Raw genomic sequence first — 16,057 nt, 5'->3', positions numbered from 1 at the left:
CCAGCACAGCGATATCACCATCGTGATCGCCGCCGCGACGCCGCCGAGAATATCGGTCGGATGGTGATAGCCGAGGCCGATCATCCCCACTGCCGCCGCCGGCATCGCCACGCTCGCCACCGCGCAGACCACGCGCCGCGCATGCGCCAGCTCCGCCAGCAGCACGAAGGTGGCCGCGATCGCGACCAAATGGACCGTGTGCCCACTCGGGTAGGCGAGATAGTCATGCCACTGTCGCCCCCATAGTGGTTTCAGCAGCCAGGTATTGATCGCAACGGCCAGCTCCGGCACGACGAGCATTGTCGCTGCACGTCGTAGATCGCCACGGCGAGCGAACCAGACGCAAGCCAAGACCAGCAGCGGAAGCAGGACGTACCCATTGCTCGGGACGACGAGCGCTTCGTAGATACCTGGTCGCGCGTCGAGTGCCGCGTGGATGGGATCGGCGATCGCGCGATCGAATGCCGAGGGTCCTCCGTCGGAGGGAAGAGTCGCAGGAACCGCAGCGGTGGCGGCCGCGCCCGTGGCGGCGACACCGGCACGGAGGGTTACTACGGGAGCGTTCTTTCCTCGACCGGTCTGCCTGACTGCGAGCACCGGTCGACGATAGCGAGCCAACGACCCGCACCAGCTGCCGAACCGCAGCGGTGCGCCCTTCGACCGCTCAGCCAGGTCCGTAGGTCGTGATCGCGGTGACGACGAACCACAGGACCCACACGAAAACGACGACCATGCCGATCGCCAGGACGGTGCGCATCACCGCGCGACCGAAATCGAGATCGCCCGGCTCCCGCGGATACAGCTTCCACGGGCTGTACCAGGGCGCCCGGACGACGAAGGCGGAGGCCGACGCGTCCCGTTCCAACTGCGCGAGTTCCTCGGCGTACGCCTCCGCCTGCGCCTGGTTGGGGCCGCCGTGCCACAGCGTGATGTCGATCGGACCGAGGAAGCCTTCGGCGAGCAGGTCCTGCGGGGCGGGCAGATAGGGCAGGATGCCAAGACCGCGGAACGCGACGGCGACGTCGTTGGCGGTCCAGAGGAATTTCTCCTCCGCGGCGAGCGCGTCGAAATAGTGCCGCAGCCGGGACGGGTCGTCGCCGATGATCACGTCGAAACTCGGGTCGCCCCAGGCCTGCTCGAGCCGCAGCTGGGCGCCGGGCAGCGGGACCACCAGCGCGACGCCGTGCACGACGCGCTGCCCGAGACCGCGGGCGGCCAGCCACTCCTGCAACGCGAAGGTGTGCTCCCGCGACTTCTCCAGCGGCGTGCGGCGGTCGCGGCTCTCCATCGCCGCGGGCTCGCCGTTGATCGTCCACGGTCCGTTCAGCGGGACCTCCAGCACACCGTCCTGCCTGGCCACGAGCGCGTCGACCTCGATGATCACGCAGCTGGTCGGCGTCCAGATCACCGCATCGAACGGATGCAGCCGATCCTTGTGGAACAGGCTGCAGGTGATCGTCGCGACACCATGCGGACTTTCCGGGTCCTTCCAGGTGCGCAGCCAATCGATGAGCGCGCGCTCGGCATTGGTGCCTGCGGCGTTCTGCACTCGCACGAGCATTGGCGACCGCCCTTCACGTCGACCCGACAGGGGACAGAATACGAGGTACCGAACCGAGTTCGCCGCGCCCACGCCAACACTCGGCGTGTTGAACGGTTTCCGCGGCCGGAGCGCTTGCCGCTACTCCGGCTCTTCGGCCGCGACGCGGCCCGCTCGGACCGCATCGACCAGTTCGGCGTGATCCGCCTCGGTCCGATCGGCGTACCGCACCGCGAAAGCGGCCACCGCGTCGTCGAAACGCTCGTCGCCGTCCAGATATCCCGACAGCAGGCGTGGATCCAGCGAGCGCGAATGAGCCCTCGCCAGCAGCGCGCCCGCCAGTCTTCCGTAGTCGTCGAGGTCGTCCGCGGGCAGTTCGGCGGGATCGATGCTGCCCTTCAAATTACGGAATTGCCGCACTATGAACGGCAATTCGACACCGTCCCCGGTCGGGTCGAGTGTGGTCCAGCCCAGCAGAATGTCGGATTCGGACTGAACCAGCCTGGTGCCCTGCACGATTCGCTCGCCCTCGTGCCGCACCGCGCGGGTGGGCAGGAACGGGGCCAGCGCCGAGGGATTGGCCTGCTTCACTTGCAATACCAACGCCTCACCATCGTTGCCGTGTAGCAGCGCGAGGTAGGTGTGCATGCCGACGCTGCCGGTGCCGACGATCCGGAACGCGATGTCGGAGACCGCGAATCGGGCCAGCAGATTACGCCGTGACTCGGGCAGGCTTTCCGCGTAGCGCTCCAGGCCGTCGGTCACCGCCTCGGCGACGTGCGCGTCCACCCCGGTGAGAATCGGGGGGTCACTGATGAATCGGTGCTTGCGGATACCGGTCTGGTGGTCCTCGAGGTGCTCGGTCCACTTGGCCACCACCTTGGCGCTGGTGTTCTTGCGCGCCTTCTTCGCCGCCTTCTTGAAGTCGTCGAGCAGGTCGTCGGCCTTGGCGCTGGTGATCACCGATTCGTCCGGAAGCGCGCTCCAGGACGCCATGAACGGCATCGCGGCCAGCGCGTCGACGGTGCGGCGGTAGGAGCCGGCGGCGTCACGCGCCGCGGCCCGGCAGTCGTCGGCATCGGCACCGGATTCGCGTCCGGCAAGCACCAGGCTGGCCGCGAGCCGCTCCAGGTCCCATTCCCACGGCCCCAGCACGGTCTCGTCGAAATCATTGATGTCCATGATGATGTCGCCACGCGCCGTGCCGTACAGGCCGAAGTTGGCCGCATGCGCGTCGCCGCACAGCTGGGCGCGCAGACCACTGTCCGGGCTCCCGGCCAGATCGGCCGCCATCAAGCCCGCCGCGCCACGGTAGAAAGTGAACGGTGAGGCGATCATCCGCCCGATGCGCAGCGGTATCAGGTGCGGCAGCCGCCCCGCGTTGCTCGCCTCGATGAAGGCGAGCACGTCCGGGCGTCGCGCGCCGGTCGCCTCCCGGTCCCGTTCGGTGACCGGAACCCGCTGACGCAGCGCGCGCCCCTCGGCCCGGACCTCCTCCGCGGGGATGAAGGAGCGCAGGTCGATACCACTGTCTGACACAACGGATCACGCTAGCCGGTGCGGGCCGCGCGCTGGTGCGGGGCCGGCCTCAGTGTGCCGTGACCGACGGCGGCACCGGCTCGATCGGCAGCCGCAGCGCGCCGGGAGCCGCCGCGGGCACCGCGGGACGCGCGGGCGGCACCGGCGCGATGCGCTGGTAGGCCGCGCCCAGCTCCGGCCGGGTGTCGGGTTCGCCGCGGTTCGGCCAGAACGCCATCGCCCGCTCGGCCTGCGCGGTGATGGTCAGCGACGGGTTCACGCCGAGGTTGGCGGTCACCGCGGAGCCGTCCGCCACGTGCAGGCCTGGATGTCCGTAGACCCGCTGGTAGGGATCGATCACGCCGGTCCGCGGACTGTCGCCGATGACGCATCCGCCGATGTAGTGGGCGGTGGCCGGAATGTTGAACACGTCCATGATCAGGCCGTGGGTATCCCCGTCGATCTTCGCACCGAACCGGCGGCCGATCTCGTGCGCCAGCGGGATCCAGGTCGGATTCGGCTCGCCGGTGCCCTGCCTGGTGCGCAGCAGACCGCGGCTGCGGAACGAGGTCAGCGAGTTGTCCAGCGACTGCATGATCAGCAGGATCACCGACTTCTCCGACGCGTGCCGTGCGTTGAGGCTGCGCAGGAAGACCAGCGGGTGCAGCAGTATGGCCAGCAGGAAGCGCAGGAAACGGAACGCGCCGCCGTCCACGATCGGCACCGACATCGGGAACAGCGCGTTCTGCCCTTTGCCGTAGTGGCACACCTCGACGTGGGTGTCCGCCTCCGGATGGATCGAGGAGGTGATCGCGATGCCCTCGGCGAAATCGCGGCGGGTGCGGCTGACCACGTTGAGGATCGCCTCGGAGTTGCTGCGGGTCAGCTCGCCGAGCCGGGGCGAGAGGTGCGGCAGCACCCCGTCGTCGCGCAACTTGTGCAGCAGCTTCTGGGTGCCGAGGGCGGCGCCGGCGAACACCACCTGCTCGGCGGTGACGGTCCTGCGCTGCTTGCGGATCCAGCGGCCGGACCGCTCGGTGTCGACCGCGTAGCCGCCGCCGGGCAGCGGGCGGACGGCGGTGGCGGTGGTCAGCGGATGCACCTGCGCGCCCGCCTGTTCGGCCAGGTAGAGATAGTTGGTGGTGGTCGTGTTCTTGGCGTTGTGCGGGCAGCCGGTGAAGCAGCGCGCACAGTGCACGCAACCGTTGCGGCGCGGGCCGGCGCCGCCGAAGTAGGGGTCGTCGACCTCCGCGCCCGGATCGCTCTCGTTGAAGAACACGCCGACGTCGGTCGGGTGGAAGGTGTCGGCGACGCCGAGGTCCCCGGCTATCTCCTCGAGCACCTCGTCGGCCGGGGTGGTGCGGGGATTGGGAGCGACGCCGAGCATGCGCTTGGCCTGGTCGTAGTACGGCGCCAGCTCCGCGCGCCAATCGGTGATATGCGCCCACTGCCGGTCGGTGTAGAAGTTCGGCAGCGGTTCGTAGAGCGTGTTGCCGTAGATCAGCGAACCGCCGCCGACGCCGGCGCCGGAGAACACGGCGCACTTGCCGAGCAGGCTGATCCGCTGCGGGCCGGTGAGGCCGAGGCGCGGCGCCCAGATCGATTTGCGCACATTCCAATTGGTGCGCGGGATGTCCTCCGGGTTCCACCGGCGACCGGCCTCGAGAACGCCGACCCGGTAGCCCTTCTCGGTGAGCCGCAGGGCGCTCACGCTGCCACCGAAGCCGGAACCGATCACTACCACGTCGTAGTCGAATGCGGACATTGCTTCCTCTCGCTCACCGGACTATACGGTGAGAAATTTTTCTACTCATTCTGTCACGACCGAGTTGTGGCGGAAAACATCGTCGCACGCGACCGGCCGCGCGGATATCCGAAAAATCGGCGCGTGGAGATGGCCAGGGTAGGGGTCGGTGGGGTATGCACGGGGTCGTGACAACCGAATCGGGTACCGCGGAACCGGAGGGACGCGCCACCGCCGGGGCGGGGCAAGGCGTGTTCGCCGACCGCATCCTGACCGTGCCGAACGTGCTGAGCGTGCTGCGCCTGCTCGGCGTTCCGCTGTTCCTGTGGTTGCTGCTGATCGAGCGGGCCGATGGCTGGGCGTTCGCGCTCCTGGTCGCCAGCGGTGTCACCGACTTCCTGGACGGCAAGCTCGCGCGGCTGCTGGACCAGTCCTCCCGGCTGGGCGCGCTGCTGGATCCGTTCGTCGACCGGCTGTTTCTGGTGACCACGCTGGCGGCCTTCGTGATCCGCGGCCTGCTGCCCTGGTGGGTGGCGGCGCTGCTGGTCGGGCGCGACCTCCTGCTCACCGCGACGCTGTCGGTGTACAAGCGCCGTGACCTGCCCCCGCCCGAGGTGATCTATCTGGGCAAGGCGGCCACCTTCGCGCTGATGTCCGCGCTGCCGTGGCTGCTGGCCGGGCAGATGGACTGGGCGGCCGCCGGTTTCGGGCGGGCCTTCGGCGGGGCATTACTCATCTGGGGTACGGCGGTCTACCTGTGGACCGGCGTGCTCTATACCGGCAAAGCCATCGCCGTCGCAAGAGCGATACCGGCTGTGGGGCACCGGACCGCTTAGCCGATAGAGTTTGCGTGCAACGTTCAAAAGAAAGGACGGCATGTGACCCAGACCCCCGAGGATCTGCGCTACACCGAGGAGCACGAGTGGGTTCGCCGGATCGCCCCGACCCGGGTTCGGGTGGGCATCACCGACTACGCCCAGTCTCAACTCGGTGACGTTGTGTTCGTGCAGCTGCCCGAGACGGACGCGGACGTGGCCGCCGCGGACAGCATCGCGGAGGTGGAGTCGACCAAGAGCGTGTCCGACATCTACGCGCCGTTGAGCGCGAAAATCGTTGCGGTGAACGACAAACTCAGCTCGGCGCCGGAGACGTTGAACACCGATCCCTACGGTGAGGGGTGGCTGTTCGAACTGGAGGTGAGCGATGCCGCGAGCCTCGACGTGACGCTCGGTGAACTGCTGGATGCCGCAGGTTATCAAGGAGTTATCGGGGGCTGAAGCAGCCTTCCCAGTTCTACCTGCACGGGTGCGGCCCGGCAGGGTACGGTCAATGCCAACAGATGCACCCGGCGGCTGTGCCGGGGATCTAGGGACTCGACGGCAGGTCGTGGTGCCAGAGGTATCACCTGCTTGCATGGATAATCAGGTTCGAGGAGGAGAGAAACGGTGAGCGAGAACAAAGACCCGGGTTACGGGGAGACCGCGGCCGAGACGACGTCGGTCTTCCGCGCGGATTTCCTGAACGAGGTCGACGCGTCGCGCGCCGGAGAGGTGACCGGCGAGCAGCCGGTCCAAGGGGTCGAGGGTCTGCCGGTCGGAGCGGCTCTCCTGGTCGTCAAGCGTGGCCCGAACGCGGGCTCGCGGTTCCTGCTGGATCAGCCGACCACGTCGGCGGGTCGCCACCCCGACAGTGACATCTTTCTCGATGACGTCACCGTCAGTCGTCGGCACGCCGAGTTCCGTCAGGACGACGATTCCTTCCAGGTCGTCGATGTGGGCAGCCTGAACGGAACGTACGTGAATCGGGAGCCGGTGGACTCCTCGGAGTTGCAGAACGGCGACGAGGTGCAGATCGGCAAGTTCCGGCTGGTATTCCTCACCGGACCGCGCGCCCAGGTGACCGACTCGTCGGCGGGTGCGGGGAGTCTATGACAGCGCCGACGCTGGGTCTCACACCTCTGGAAAGGCTCGGGGTCATGAAGGACCTGGCGCGGTGACCGGTGCGGCGCAGTGGGCACGCGGAGGGATGTCGATCGGCTCCGTGCTCGACCTGCTGCGCCCCGACTTTCCCGACGTCACCATCTCCAAGATCCGCTTCCTGGAAGCGGAGGGCCTGATCCGGCCGGAGCGGACGCCTTCGGGCTACCGCAGATTCTCCGTCGCGGATGTCGAACGGCTCCGGTTCGTACTGACCGCGCAACGCGACCAGTATCTGCCGTTGAAGGTGATCAAGGAACAGCTCGAGGCAATCGACAGTGGTGCGGCGACGCTCGGCGTGCGGGAAGCCCGCGCCCGAGCGCACTCCGTGCCGACCGGGGTGACGGAGTCCGGGCACGTCTCGCCGGATGGCGAGCAGTCCACGCGGGGTTCCGACCGCGGCGGGCGCCCGGCCCCGGCGCCCCGGCGGCTGGGTGTCGTGCCGAACGAGATCTCCCCGGACGACCTACGTTTCGATCACGAAATCCGGGTCACCCGGGCGGATCTGCTCGACCAGGCCGGGATCGATGACCATTTCCTGGCCGACCTCATCCGGGCCAACCTGATCACGCCGGGCCCGGCGGGATACTTCGACGCCGACGCGGTGACGTTGGCCAAGACGGCCAGGGCGATGGCCGAATTCGGTTTGGAGGCGCGCCATTTGCGGGCGTTCAAGCTCGCGGCCGATCGGGAGGCCGCGCTCGTGGCGCAGATCGCCGCCCCGATCGCGAAGAGCCGCGACGCGGATGCCCGCGCCCGCGCGGAGGAGACGGTGCGCGAACTCGCCGCGCTGTCGCTGACATTGCACACCTGTCTGGTGAAGTCCTCGGTCCGGAGTTCGCTGGGGGGTTGACCCCTCCGCGGCTCGGGTTCGGCGGGTTTCGCCGACCCAACACGCTGATTTCGGCTGTGTAGACCGATCGCTGGACCGGTGCGGGTTCGCCTAGACTCGTGGTACGGCTAGCTCTGCAGCGGTCATGCCGGGCCGGCGGCGAGTATGGGAGGCAGTGCGATGAGCGAAATGCGCGTGATCGGCATCCGTGTCGAGCAGCCACAGAACCAGCCCGTGCTGTTGCTCCGCGAGGTGGCGGGCGACCGGTACCTGCCGATCTGGATCGGGCAGGCCGAAGCGACCGCGATCGTGCTCGAACAAGAGGGGGTGACCCCGATACGCCCGCTGACGCACGATCTGATCAAGGTCCTGATCACCGAGTTGGGGCACACCCTCAAGGAGGTCAGGATCGTGGACCTGCAAGAGGGCACCTTCTACGCGGATCTGGTCTTCGAGAACGATCTGCGGATCTCGGCGCGGCCGTCGGATTCGGTTGCGATCGCCTTGCGGGTGGGTTGCCCGATCTACGCTGAAGAGTCCGTCCTCGAGGAGGCCGGCCTGGTCATGCCGGACGAGCGCGAGGACGAGGTGGAGAAGTTCAAGGAGTTCCTGGAGTCGGTGTCTCCGGACGACTTCAAGGCGACCGACAGCTGAAGTAGAGGTCGAGAGTTTTACCGCGCGTCGCGTTTGGCTCGACGACGCCGCTCCCTGGACAATCGGGGGGAGTAATCTCGACAGTTGGGCCACGTCCGTTTCGGCCGAATCCGCACCGGTTCGGTCGACGGAGCCGGGTCATCGATGAGGCTGGGAATGCGTCGGCGAAGCAAGGGAGTGGTCAGTGGCAGAGCAATCGCAGGATGTGGTACAGCCAGGCCTGTTCCCGGACGACTCGGTACCTGACGACCTGGTCGGCTATCGCGTCCCCAGTGCCTGCCAGGTGGCCGGGATCACCTACCGGCAGCTCGACTACTGGGCGCGCACCGGTCTGGTGGTGCCCTCCATCCGAAGCGCGGCGGGTTCGGGGAGCCAGCGGCTGTACTCGTTCAAGGACATCCTGGTCCTCAAGATCGTCAAGCGGCTGCTCGACGCGGGCATCTCGTTGCAGAACATCCGCATCGCGGTCGATCATCTGCGCAGCCGCGGCGTGCAGGACCTGGCGGGAATCACCCTCTTCTCCGACGGCACCTCGGTCTACGAGTGCACCTCGGCCGAGGAGGTCGTCGATTTACTGCAGGGCGGGCAGGGCGTCTTCGGCATCGCCGTCAGCGGCGCGATGCGTGAACTAACCGGCGCCATCGCGAATTTCCCCGCGGAACGGGCGTCGACGGTCACCGAACGACCCGAAGACGAGTTGTCGTTCCGCCGCAAGGCGCGGATGAACCGCAAGACGGGTTAGACTCCGCGCTCGAGACAGGACGATCGACAGCGCTCCCACAGCCGGGTCAGGCGCGCAGCCTCCCGGCCGTGGTGCGGGGTAGTGCGGTCGCGGCAGAGGAAAGGGCCGCCGCGGCAGCGAGGAGGGGGGCGCTGTGCGGGCAGCCGATGACATCACCGAGTTGGTCGGGACGATCGGCCGCATCAGCGCGTTCCCGACCGTCGATGAGCTGAACGGATTCGCCGACCTGCTTGCCGCCGATCATCCGGAGCGGGTGTCGATCACCGAACTCGGTCGATCGCGCGGCGGTGATCCGATTCGTGAGGTACGGGTCGGATCCGGGGCACGGCACATCCTGGTGCTGGGCAACCCGCACCCGAACGAGCCCATCGGCATGGCCACGATCCGCCATCTGCTCGGCAGGATGGTCACCGACGACGCCGCGACCTTGGGCGCCACCTGGCATTTCGTGCTCTGTGTCGACCCGGACGGAACCCGGCTGAACGAAGGGTGGTTCGCGGGCCCGCACACCAGGACGGGCGTGGCGCGCGGCTTCTACCGCCCGCCCGCGGCCGAGCAGCCGGAATGGTGCTTTCCGACCGTGTGGCGCGGCCGGTCCGTCGGCGTCCCGCTGCCGGAGACGAAGGCCATGATGGCGCTGATCGACCGCACCCGGCCCGCGCTGATCGCGTCGCTGCACAACGCCGAGTTCGGCGGCGGGTTCTTCTACACCTCCGGCGGCGATGCCGAGTACTGGTCGGCGCTCACCGATCGGCTCTCGGCGGCGGAGGTCCCGATCTACCTCCGCGGACCGGACGCGCCGGGCGCTCGCACGCTGGCGCCAGGGGTCTTCGAGCTGCCACTGTTCGGCGCGATGGCCGACTTGCTCGCGGCGAAGGGCCTCGACGCGGTCGCCGCGCTGGGCGGGGGTGGCTGCCGGGACTACACGGCGCGCTACGGCACGGCGATTCTGGTCTGCGAGTTGCCACTCTGGGTCGACGAGCGAATCGGCGACGGATCCGCGGGCGACCGTGTGCTCGGCGACCTGCTGGACGCCACCGCGGCCGACTACCGGGCCATGGCCGAGATCGCCGCCGACGTGCTCGCGCGAGTGACCGGCCGATTGAGCGGCCGCAGCCCGTTCGAGCGGTCGGTGCGCGCGTTGGTCGCCGGACTGCCGGGTCTCGCGGTGAGCAAACAGGCTGTGCCGGAACGGAATCGGATCGCGACCAGGGGCGAGATCTTCGTCGAGCAGTACGACTGGACCGCGATGCTGCGCCTGCGGCTGGGCGGCATGCTGCTGCGGCTGCTCGACGACGAATACCGCCGCGACGCCACGCCCGCGCTGGCCGCCGAACGCGCCCGGTTCGCCGCGGTGTTCGACCAGTGGTGCGCCGACGTCGAGCAGAACGCGCCGGGCGTCGCGGTGCCCCTGGAGCGCCTGGTGCGGATCCAGTCGGAATCGATCCTGCTCGCGGCGACCAGACTGCGTGACGGCCTGCCGATCTGATGGCCTGGCGATTTGCCGGTGTGGCTCGCCCCCGAGGAACGCGACAGCTGATCTCGGGAGTACATGGGTAACTCATCGGGAACGCCCAGAACCCGAGCGGCACTCCACGCAGGACCTGAACGCAAATCCCACGTCACCCGACTAGTACGGCCTGAAGTCCCGGAGAGGCGGGACAGCCTGAAGACGCGGAGAGGCGGGCAGCTTAGACTGACGGTGCGTCGCCGCCGTGCGGGAGAGTCCCGGTCTCGAAGCGAGTCCGGGCGCCGAAGGAGCAGCACCTCCCCGTCAATCTCTCAGGCAACAGGGACCGTGCGGGCTTCGGCGCCTCTGGAAAGCGGTGGCTTCGAGCCGCCCGCCCATGGGGAAAGGGTCTCGGCCACCGGTCGCGGCACCCGAATCTCTCAGGCGCCACGACAGAGGGGGAGGGCCGGTACCCGTCGACCGCGCGGTCGACCCGACCCGACCTTGGGAGCTGTTGTGACTCGCTCATTCGCCGACCGCCATATCGGACCCGACCGGGAGGAACTAGCCCGGATCCTGGAGGTCGTCGGCGTGCCGTCGCTCGACGAGCTGGCGGCCAGGGCACTGCCCGCCAGCATCCTGGACGGTGACGGCCTGACCGGACTGCCCCCGGCGGCCAGCGAGCACGAGGTGCTCGCCGAACTCGCGGAACTCGCGCAGAGCAACACCGTCGCCACGTCGATGATCGGCCTCGGGTACTACGACACGCTCACCCCGCCGGTGCTGGTGCGCAACCTGCTGGAGAATCCGGCCTGGTACACCGCCTACACCCCGTACCAGCCCGAGATCAGCCAGGGCAGACTCGAGGCGCTGCTCAACTTCCAGACCATGGTGTCGGAGCTGACCGGCATGGACGTCGCGAACGCCTCCATGCTGGACGAGGCGACCGCCGCCGCTGAGGCGATGACGCTGCTGCGTCGCGCGGGCAGAGCAAAATCCGGACGGCTACTGATCGACACCGATCTGTTCCCGCAGACCAGGACGGTGCTCTACACCCGGGCCGAGCCGCTGGGCCTGGAGATCGTCGAAGCCGACCTGTCCACCGGCGTGCTGCCCGATGGCGAGTTCTTCGGTGTGCTGGCGCAGACACCAGGGACCTCCGGCCGCGTCGTGGACTGGACCGGCATCATCACGGCGGCGCACGATCGCGGCGCGCTCGTCGCGATCGGGGCCGACCTGCTGGCGATGACGCTCATCACGCCGCCGGGTGAGCAGGGCGCCGACGTGTGCTTCGGCACCACCCAGCGCTTCGGCGTCCCGCTCGGCTTCGGCGGCCCACACGCCGGGTACCTCGCCGTGCGTCAGGCGCAGGCCCGCCAGCTGCCCGGTCGCCTGGTCGGCGTCTCGGTGGACGCCGACGGCGACCTCGCCTACCGGCTCGCGCTTCAGACGCGTGAGCAGCACATTCGCCGGGAGAAGGCGACTTCCAACATCTGTACCGCGCAGGTGCTGCTGGCCATCGTGGCCGCGATGTACGCCGCCTACCACGGCGCCGACGGTCTGCGCGCCATCGCTCGCCGGGTGCACGGGCACGCCGCGGCGATCGCGCGCGGGCTGGACGGCGCCGTGGTGCACGACAGCTTCTTCGACACGGTGCTCGCGCACGTGCCCGGCGGTGCCGAAGCCGTGGTGGCGAAAGCGAAGTCACGCGGGATCAACCTGCGCCTGGTCGACGCCGACCACGTCGGCATCGCCTGCGACGAGGCGACCACCGACGCGCATGTCGCGGCCGTGCTCGAATCCTTCGGTACCGCGATGTCGTCCGAGCCGGGAGCGCCCGCACCGGTCGCCGCGATCGAGAATCGCACTTCGGAGTACCTGACCCATCCGGCGTTCACGAAGTACCACACCGAGACGGCCATGTTGCGCTATCTGCGCTCGCTGGCCGACAAGGACATCGCGCTGGACCGCAGCATGATTCCGCTCGGCTCCTGCACGATGAAGCTCAACGCCACCGCGGAGATGGAAGCCATCACCTGGCCCGGCTTCGCCCGCGTGCACCCGTACGCTCCGGTGGAGGACGCACCCGGTCTGCTGCGGGTGATCGCGGACCTGGAACGCTGGCTGTCGGACATCACCGGCTACGACTCGGTGAGCTTGCAGCCCAACGCGGGCAGTCAAGGCGAGTACGCCGGACTGCTGGCCATCCGCCGCTACCATCTCGACCGCGGCGACACCCATCGCGACACCTGTCTCATCCCGTCCAGCGCGCACGGCACCAACGCGGCGTCGGCGGCCATGGCCGGGCTGCGCGTCGAGGTGGTGAAGTGCCGCGACAACGGGGACGTCGATTTGGACGATCTGCGCGCCAAGATCGCCGACCACGCCGACCGGCTGGCCTGCATCATGATCACCTACCCGTCCACGCACGGCGTGTACGAGCACGAGGTGGCCGAGTTGTGCGCGCTGGTGCACGACGCGGGCGGCCAGGTCTACGTCGACGGCGCCAATCTCAATGCCTTGGTGGGTCTGGCCAGGCCCGGCCGTTTCGGCGGCGACGTCAGTCACCTGAATCTGCACAAGACGTTCTGCATCCCGCACGGCGGCGGCGGTCCCGGTGTCGGCCCGGTCGCGGTCCGTGCGCACCTGGCGCGCTACCTGCCCGGCGATCCGCTGGAAGCGGGGTCGCATGCCGTGTCGGCGGCGAAGTACGGCTCGGCGTCGATCCTGCCGATCACCTGGGCATATATCCGCATGATGGGCGCCGACGGGCTGCGCAGGGCCACGTTGTCGGCGATCGCGTCGGCGAACTACATCGCGCGGCGGCTCGACGAGTACTTCCCGGTGCTCTACACCGGTGAGCACGGCATGGTGGCGCACGAGTGCATCCTGGACCTGCGCGAGATCACCAAGCAGACCGGCGTCACGGTCGACGATGTGGCCAAACGTCTCGCGGACTATGGATTTCACGCGCCGACCATGAGCTTCCCGGTGGCGGGCACGCTGATGGTGGAGCCCACCGAGAGCGAAAACCTCGCCGAGCTGGACGACTTCATCGAGGCGATGATCGCCATCCGCGCGGAGATCGACCAAGTCGCCGCAGGCGTGTGGCCGGTGACCGACAACCCGCTGCGCGGCGCGCCGCACACCGCGGCGTCGCTGGTGGGAGAGTGGGAGCACCCCTACAGCCGGGAGATCGCGGTCTATCCACGCGGTCTCGGGCATGCCAGGGCGAAGGTATGGCCTCCGGTGCGCCGGATCGACGGTGCGTATGGCGACCGCAACCTGGTGTGCTCATGCCCGCCCCTGGAGGCCTACGCGGACTGAGTCCGACAGACCGCACTAGTCCGCTCAGGTCGCGGCACCCAGCCGTACTCCCCGTCGAGAGCGGCCGCTACGGGCGATTCGATCCTCGGGAACGTTGCCGCGAAGGGCGCACGGGCGGGTGCGCGATTCCGGCCGCGATGCGGTATCGGGCATGCCAGGGCGAAGGTGTGGCCTCCGGTGCGCCGGATCGATGGCGCCTATGGCGACCGGAATTTGGTGTGCGCTTGTCCGCCTCTCCGCGATTTCGGCCGTCGACAGTTGGTCAGGTCACAGCGCGCAGCCGCACCTGACACGAGCACGCCGTCCCAAACGCCCGAGGTTCGGGACGCGACAACTGATCTCGGAAGCACATGGGTAACTCACCGGGTACCCCCAAAACCCGAGCGGCACCCAACGCAGGACCTGAACGCGAATTTCCCGTCACCTGACTAGTACGGCCTAAAGACGCGGAGAGGCGGGGGAGCCTATGGGGTGGTTAGTGACTTGACGACGGCGGAGCCGAAGCCGAGGTCGTTGGAGGTGGCCAGGCGGGTGTAGCTGCCGCCGGTCTGCTGCGCGAGCGCCTGGAGGGTCTGGGTGCCGCTGCCGCCGAGGACGATCACGTCGATGCGGACCGGGTGGGCCGGGTCGATCGCGGCGGTGATGCTCGAGGCCAACTGGGGGCCGGTGACGGTGGAGTCGTCGTCGGGTCCGTCGGTGATCAGCAGCACCGAATTGGTGCGGCCCGGCGCGTAACCGGAGACGGCGCTCTTGTACGCGGCGATCAGGGAGGGGTAGGCCTCGTCGGAGCGGGATTCGCTGGGACGCAGGGTGCTCAGCGCGGTAGTGATCTTCGTGCGCTGGTCGTCGGAGAGCGCGGCGGTGGCCGCCGTCACCTCGTACGGATCGGTGCCGTCGAGGTTCTTGCCGAACGCCCAGACGCCGAGGCCGAAGTCGGGCGGCATGACCGTCATCGTGGAGTTGAGGGCGGCGACGACGTTCGCCAGTCGCGTCTTGGTCCCCTCGGTGGTGCCCATCGACGCCGACACGTCGACCAGGACCGTGGCCCGCACGCCCAGAACCGGGTTCGCGAGTGTGGCGCGCACTTTGTCGAGCGCGGCGCGCGACGGTGCGGCGTGCGGCGTCTGCGGCGTGCCGGCGAAACCGGCCGCGACGAAGAGCTGTGCTTGCTCCGGGTTGCGCAGGTAGTCGGTGAACCGTCCGGCGATGAGATTCTGCGTCTTGTCCACCCAGGATCCGGACATCAGCGCGGCTGGGTAGTCGGCCGTCGGCGCCGACCCTGCGGGCCGGAACGCCGCAAGCCCGGGCTGCGCCTTCAGTTGCTGTTCGGTCGCCGCCACCGCGTGCACCGGACCGTTCTGGGCAGCGACCGCGGCCAGCGCGGCCGTGGTGTCGGTGACTTGCGGGGCGTCGACGGCGAGCCCCGAGATCGCGGCGACCACTTGACCGGACCGCGCGGCATCCTCGGTGAGCGGATCAGCGCCCGACACCGCGGAGCCGACTGCGGTGGCCGCGGCCAGCGTGGCGTCACCGGACGGCACCGCCATGCGCAAGCCGCCCCAACCGGACAGGCCGAGCTCACCCAGCGACCCCTGTTGCAGGCGGGGTAGATCCGCCCACGAGATCTCGGCCTGCTCCAGCGCGCCGCGCAGTTCCTCCGGCACCGCGAGGACGATCGGGCTTGCGGCCACCGGCACGGGCGTGCCCTCGATCAATCCGGGCACCCGCATGGATTCGATCGAGCGGGTCGAATCGGCGATCCACAGCGCGGGCTGCGGACCGAGCGCCTGATTCCACGGCTTGCCGCTGGTGAACGCGGCGATGACGGCCGAGGACGGCTGCGCGGTCACCGCGACCCGCGCGCAATGGTCGCGCACCTTCGGCGCGGTCGCGTTGTAGCTGTCCGCGATGGCCCGCACCTGCTCCGCGATGCCCGGATCGGCGGTCACGTGCAGCGTCGCCGGCCCCTCCACGCACTCGGCTGCCGCCGCACTGTCCTGGTCGGCCGCGCGATCGCGCAGCTGGAACCAGCCGACGACGATCGCGGCCAGCAACGCAACGGCAACCACTGCGATAACCGGACCTTTGCTGACGCCCCGGGATCTGGTTCCGCTGCGATGAGAGCCCACGCGGTCAGTGTATGGTCACCCGCACCGAGCGGACTCGGCGAGGTTCCCACCGCCCGAGCATGCGGCGCGCCCGATGCGACCCCTCAGCCGTCGCGTGCCGCCCGATCGGTCCAGCCTCGCCGCCGGCTCCGCTGGCGAAGAAGAA

12 protein-coding genes, 1 pseudogene and 1 riboswitch are annotated in these 16,057 nt (G+C 68.8%); of the genes and pseudogenes, 8 read left to right on the top strand and 5 right to left on the bottom strand.

What is annotated here, in order from left to right:
* Positions 1–18 precede the first annotated feature (18 nt).
* The 4 genes and pseudogenes from ACWPXK_RS26560 to ACWPXK_RS26545 form a co-directional block, all read right to left on the bottom strand.
* Positions 19–300, bottom strand: a pseudogene (locus ACWPXK_RS26560) (phosphatase PAP2 family protein); the annotation flags it as partial.
* 364 nt (positions 301–664) lie between these two features.
* Complete coding sequence (locus tag ACWPXK_RS26555; protein ID WP_454198875.1) at positions 665–1,549, bottom strand: nuclease-related domain-containing protein; 885 nt, start codon at positions 1,547–1,549, stop codon at positions 665–667.
* A 132-nt stretch (positions 1,550–1,681) separates the two neighbouring features.
* A complete protein-coding gene (locus tag ACWPXK_RS26550) occupies positions 1,682–3,079 on the bottom strand; it encodes a DUF2252 domain-containing protein (protein WP_454198874.1) in 1,398 nt (465 codons plus the stop codon).
* Positions 3,080–3,128: 49 nt separating this feature from the next.
* Positions 3,129–4,823, bottom strand: coding sequence for a GMC oxidoreductase (locus tag ACWPXK_RS26545; protein ID WP_454198873.1), 1,695 nt, complete (start codon positions 4,821–4,823; stop codon positions 3,129–3,131).
* 167 nt (positions 4,824–4,990) lie between these two features.
* Between ACWPXK_RS26545 and ACWPXK_RS26540 the strand changes: the two genes are divergently transcribed.
* The 8 genes from ACWPXK_RS26540 (at position 4,991) to gcvP (ending at position 13,783) form a co-directional block, all read left to right on the top strand.
* The gene (locus tag ACWPXK_RS26540; protein WP_454198872.1) at positions 4,991–5,638 is read left to right on the top strand and encodes a CDP-alcohol phosphatidyltransferase family protein; all 648 of its coding nucleotides are present in this window, start codon (positions 4,991–4,993) and stop codon (positions 5,636–5,638) included.
* 42 nt (positions 5,639–5,680) lie between these two features.
* Entirely contained in the window at positions 5,681–6,079 is a 399-nt protein-coding gene (gene gcvH, locus ACWPXK_RS26535) for a glycine cleavage system protein GcvH (RefSeq protein WP_454198871.1), read from the top strand.
* Between the two features lie 168 nt (positions 6,080–6,247).
* Positions 6,248–6,733 (top strand): oxoglutarate dehydrogenase inhibitor Odhl, encoded by a 486-nt coding sequence (odhI, locus tag ACWPXK_RS26530; protein WP_040777937.1) that lies wholly within the window; start codon positions 6,248–6,250, stop codon positions 6,731–6,733.
* A gap of 94 nt (positions 6,734–6,827) precedes the next feature.
* Complete coding sequence (ftsR, locus tag ACWPXK_RS26525; RefSeq protein WP_454198919.1) at positions 6,828–7,631, top strand: transcriptional regulator FtsR; 804 nt, start codon at positions 6,828–6,830, stop codon at positions 7,629–7,631.
* A 159-nt stretch (positions 7,632–7,790) separates the two neighbouring features.
* Positions 7,791–8,264, top strand: a complete 474-nt coding sequence (locus ACWPXK_RS26520) for a bifunctional nuclease family protein (protein ID WP_040777944.1) — start codon at positions 7,791–7,793, stop codon at positions 8,262–8,264.
* Between the two features lie 184 nt (positions 8,265–8,448).
* A complete protein-coding gene (locus tag ACWPXK_RS26515; RefSeq protein WP_067479230.1) occupies positions 8,449–9,006 on the top strand; it encodes a MerR family transcriptional regulator in 558 nt (185 codons plus the stop codon).
* A gap of 133 nt (positions 9,007–9,139) precedes the next feature.
* On the top strand, positions 9,140–10,495 hold the full coding sequence (locus ACWPXK_RS26510) for a M14 family zinc carboxypeptidase (protein WP_454198870.1): 1,356 nt from the start codon (positions 9,140–9,142) through the stop codon (positions 10,493–10,495).
* A gap of 219 nt (positions 10,496–10,714) precedes the next feature.
* Positions 10,715–10,815, top strand: a riboswitch (glycine riboswitch).
* Positions 10,816–10,972: 157 nt separating this feature from the next.
* Positions 10,973–13,783 carry an aminomethyl-transferring glycine dehydrogenase gene (gcvP, locus tag ACWPXK_RS26505; RefSeq protein WP_454198869.1) on the top strand — a complete coding sequence of 937 codons (2,811 nt, stop codon included), beginning with the start codon at positions 10,973–10,975 and terminating at the stop codon, positions 13,781–13,783.
* A gap of 464 nt (positions 13,784–14,247) precedes the next feature.
* Here the strand turns inward: gcvP and ACWPXK_RS26500 are convergent, their stop codons facing one another.
* Positions 14,248–15,852: a VWA domain-containing protein gene (locus ACWPXK_RS26500; protein ID WP_454198868.1), complete on the bottom strand. Its 1,605-nt coding sequence runs from the start codon at positions 15,850–15,852 to the stop codon at positions 14,248–14,250.
* Positions 15,853–16,057: the final 205 nt, after the last annotated feature.

Source organism: Nocardia sp. Marseille-Q1738, from assembly GCF_965283145.1.
The sequence above is the reverse complement of the archived record's forward strand: the minus strand, read 5'-3'. Positions and strand labels throughout refer to the sequence as shown.

Coding starts and splice junctions, on each gene's coding strand:
- ACWPXK_RS26545 (WP_454198873.1), bottom strand. CDS start 4,823: ATGTCCGCATTCGACTACGACGTGGTAGTGATCGGTTCCGGCTTCGGT.
- ftsR (WP_454198919.1), top strand. CDS start 6,828: ATGTCGATCGGCTCCGTGCTCGACCTGCTGCGCCCCGACTTTCCCGAC.
- ACWPXK_RS26520 (WP_040777944.1), top strand. CDS start 7,791: ATGAGCGAAATGCGCGTGATCGGCATCCGTGTCGAGCAGCCACAGAAC.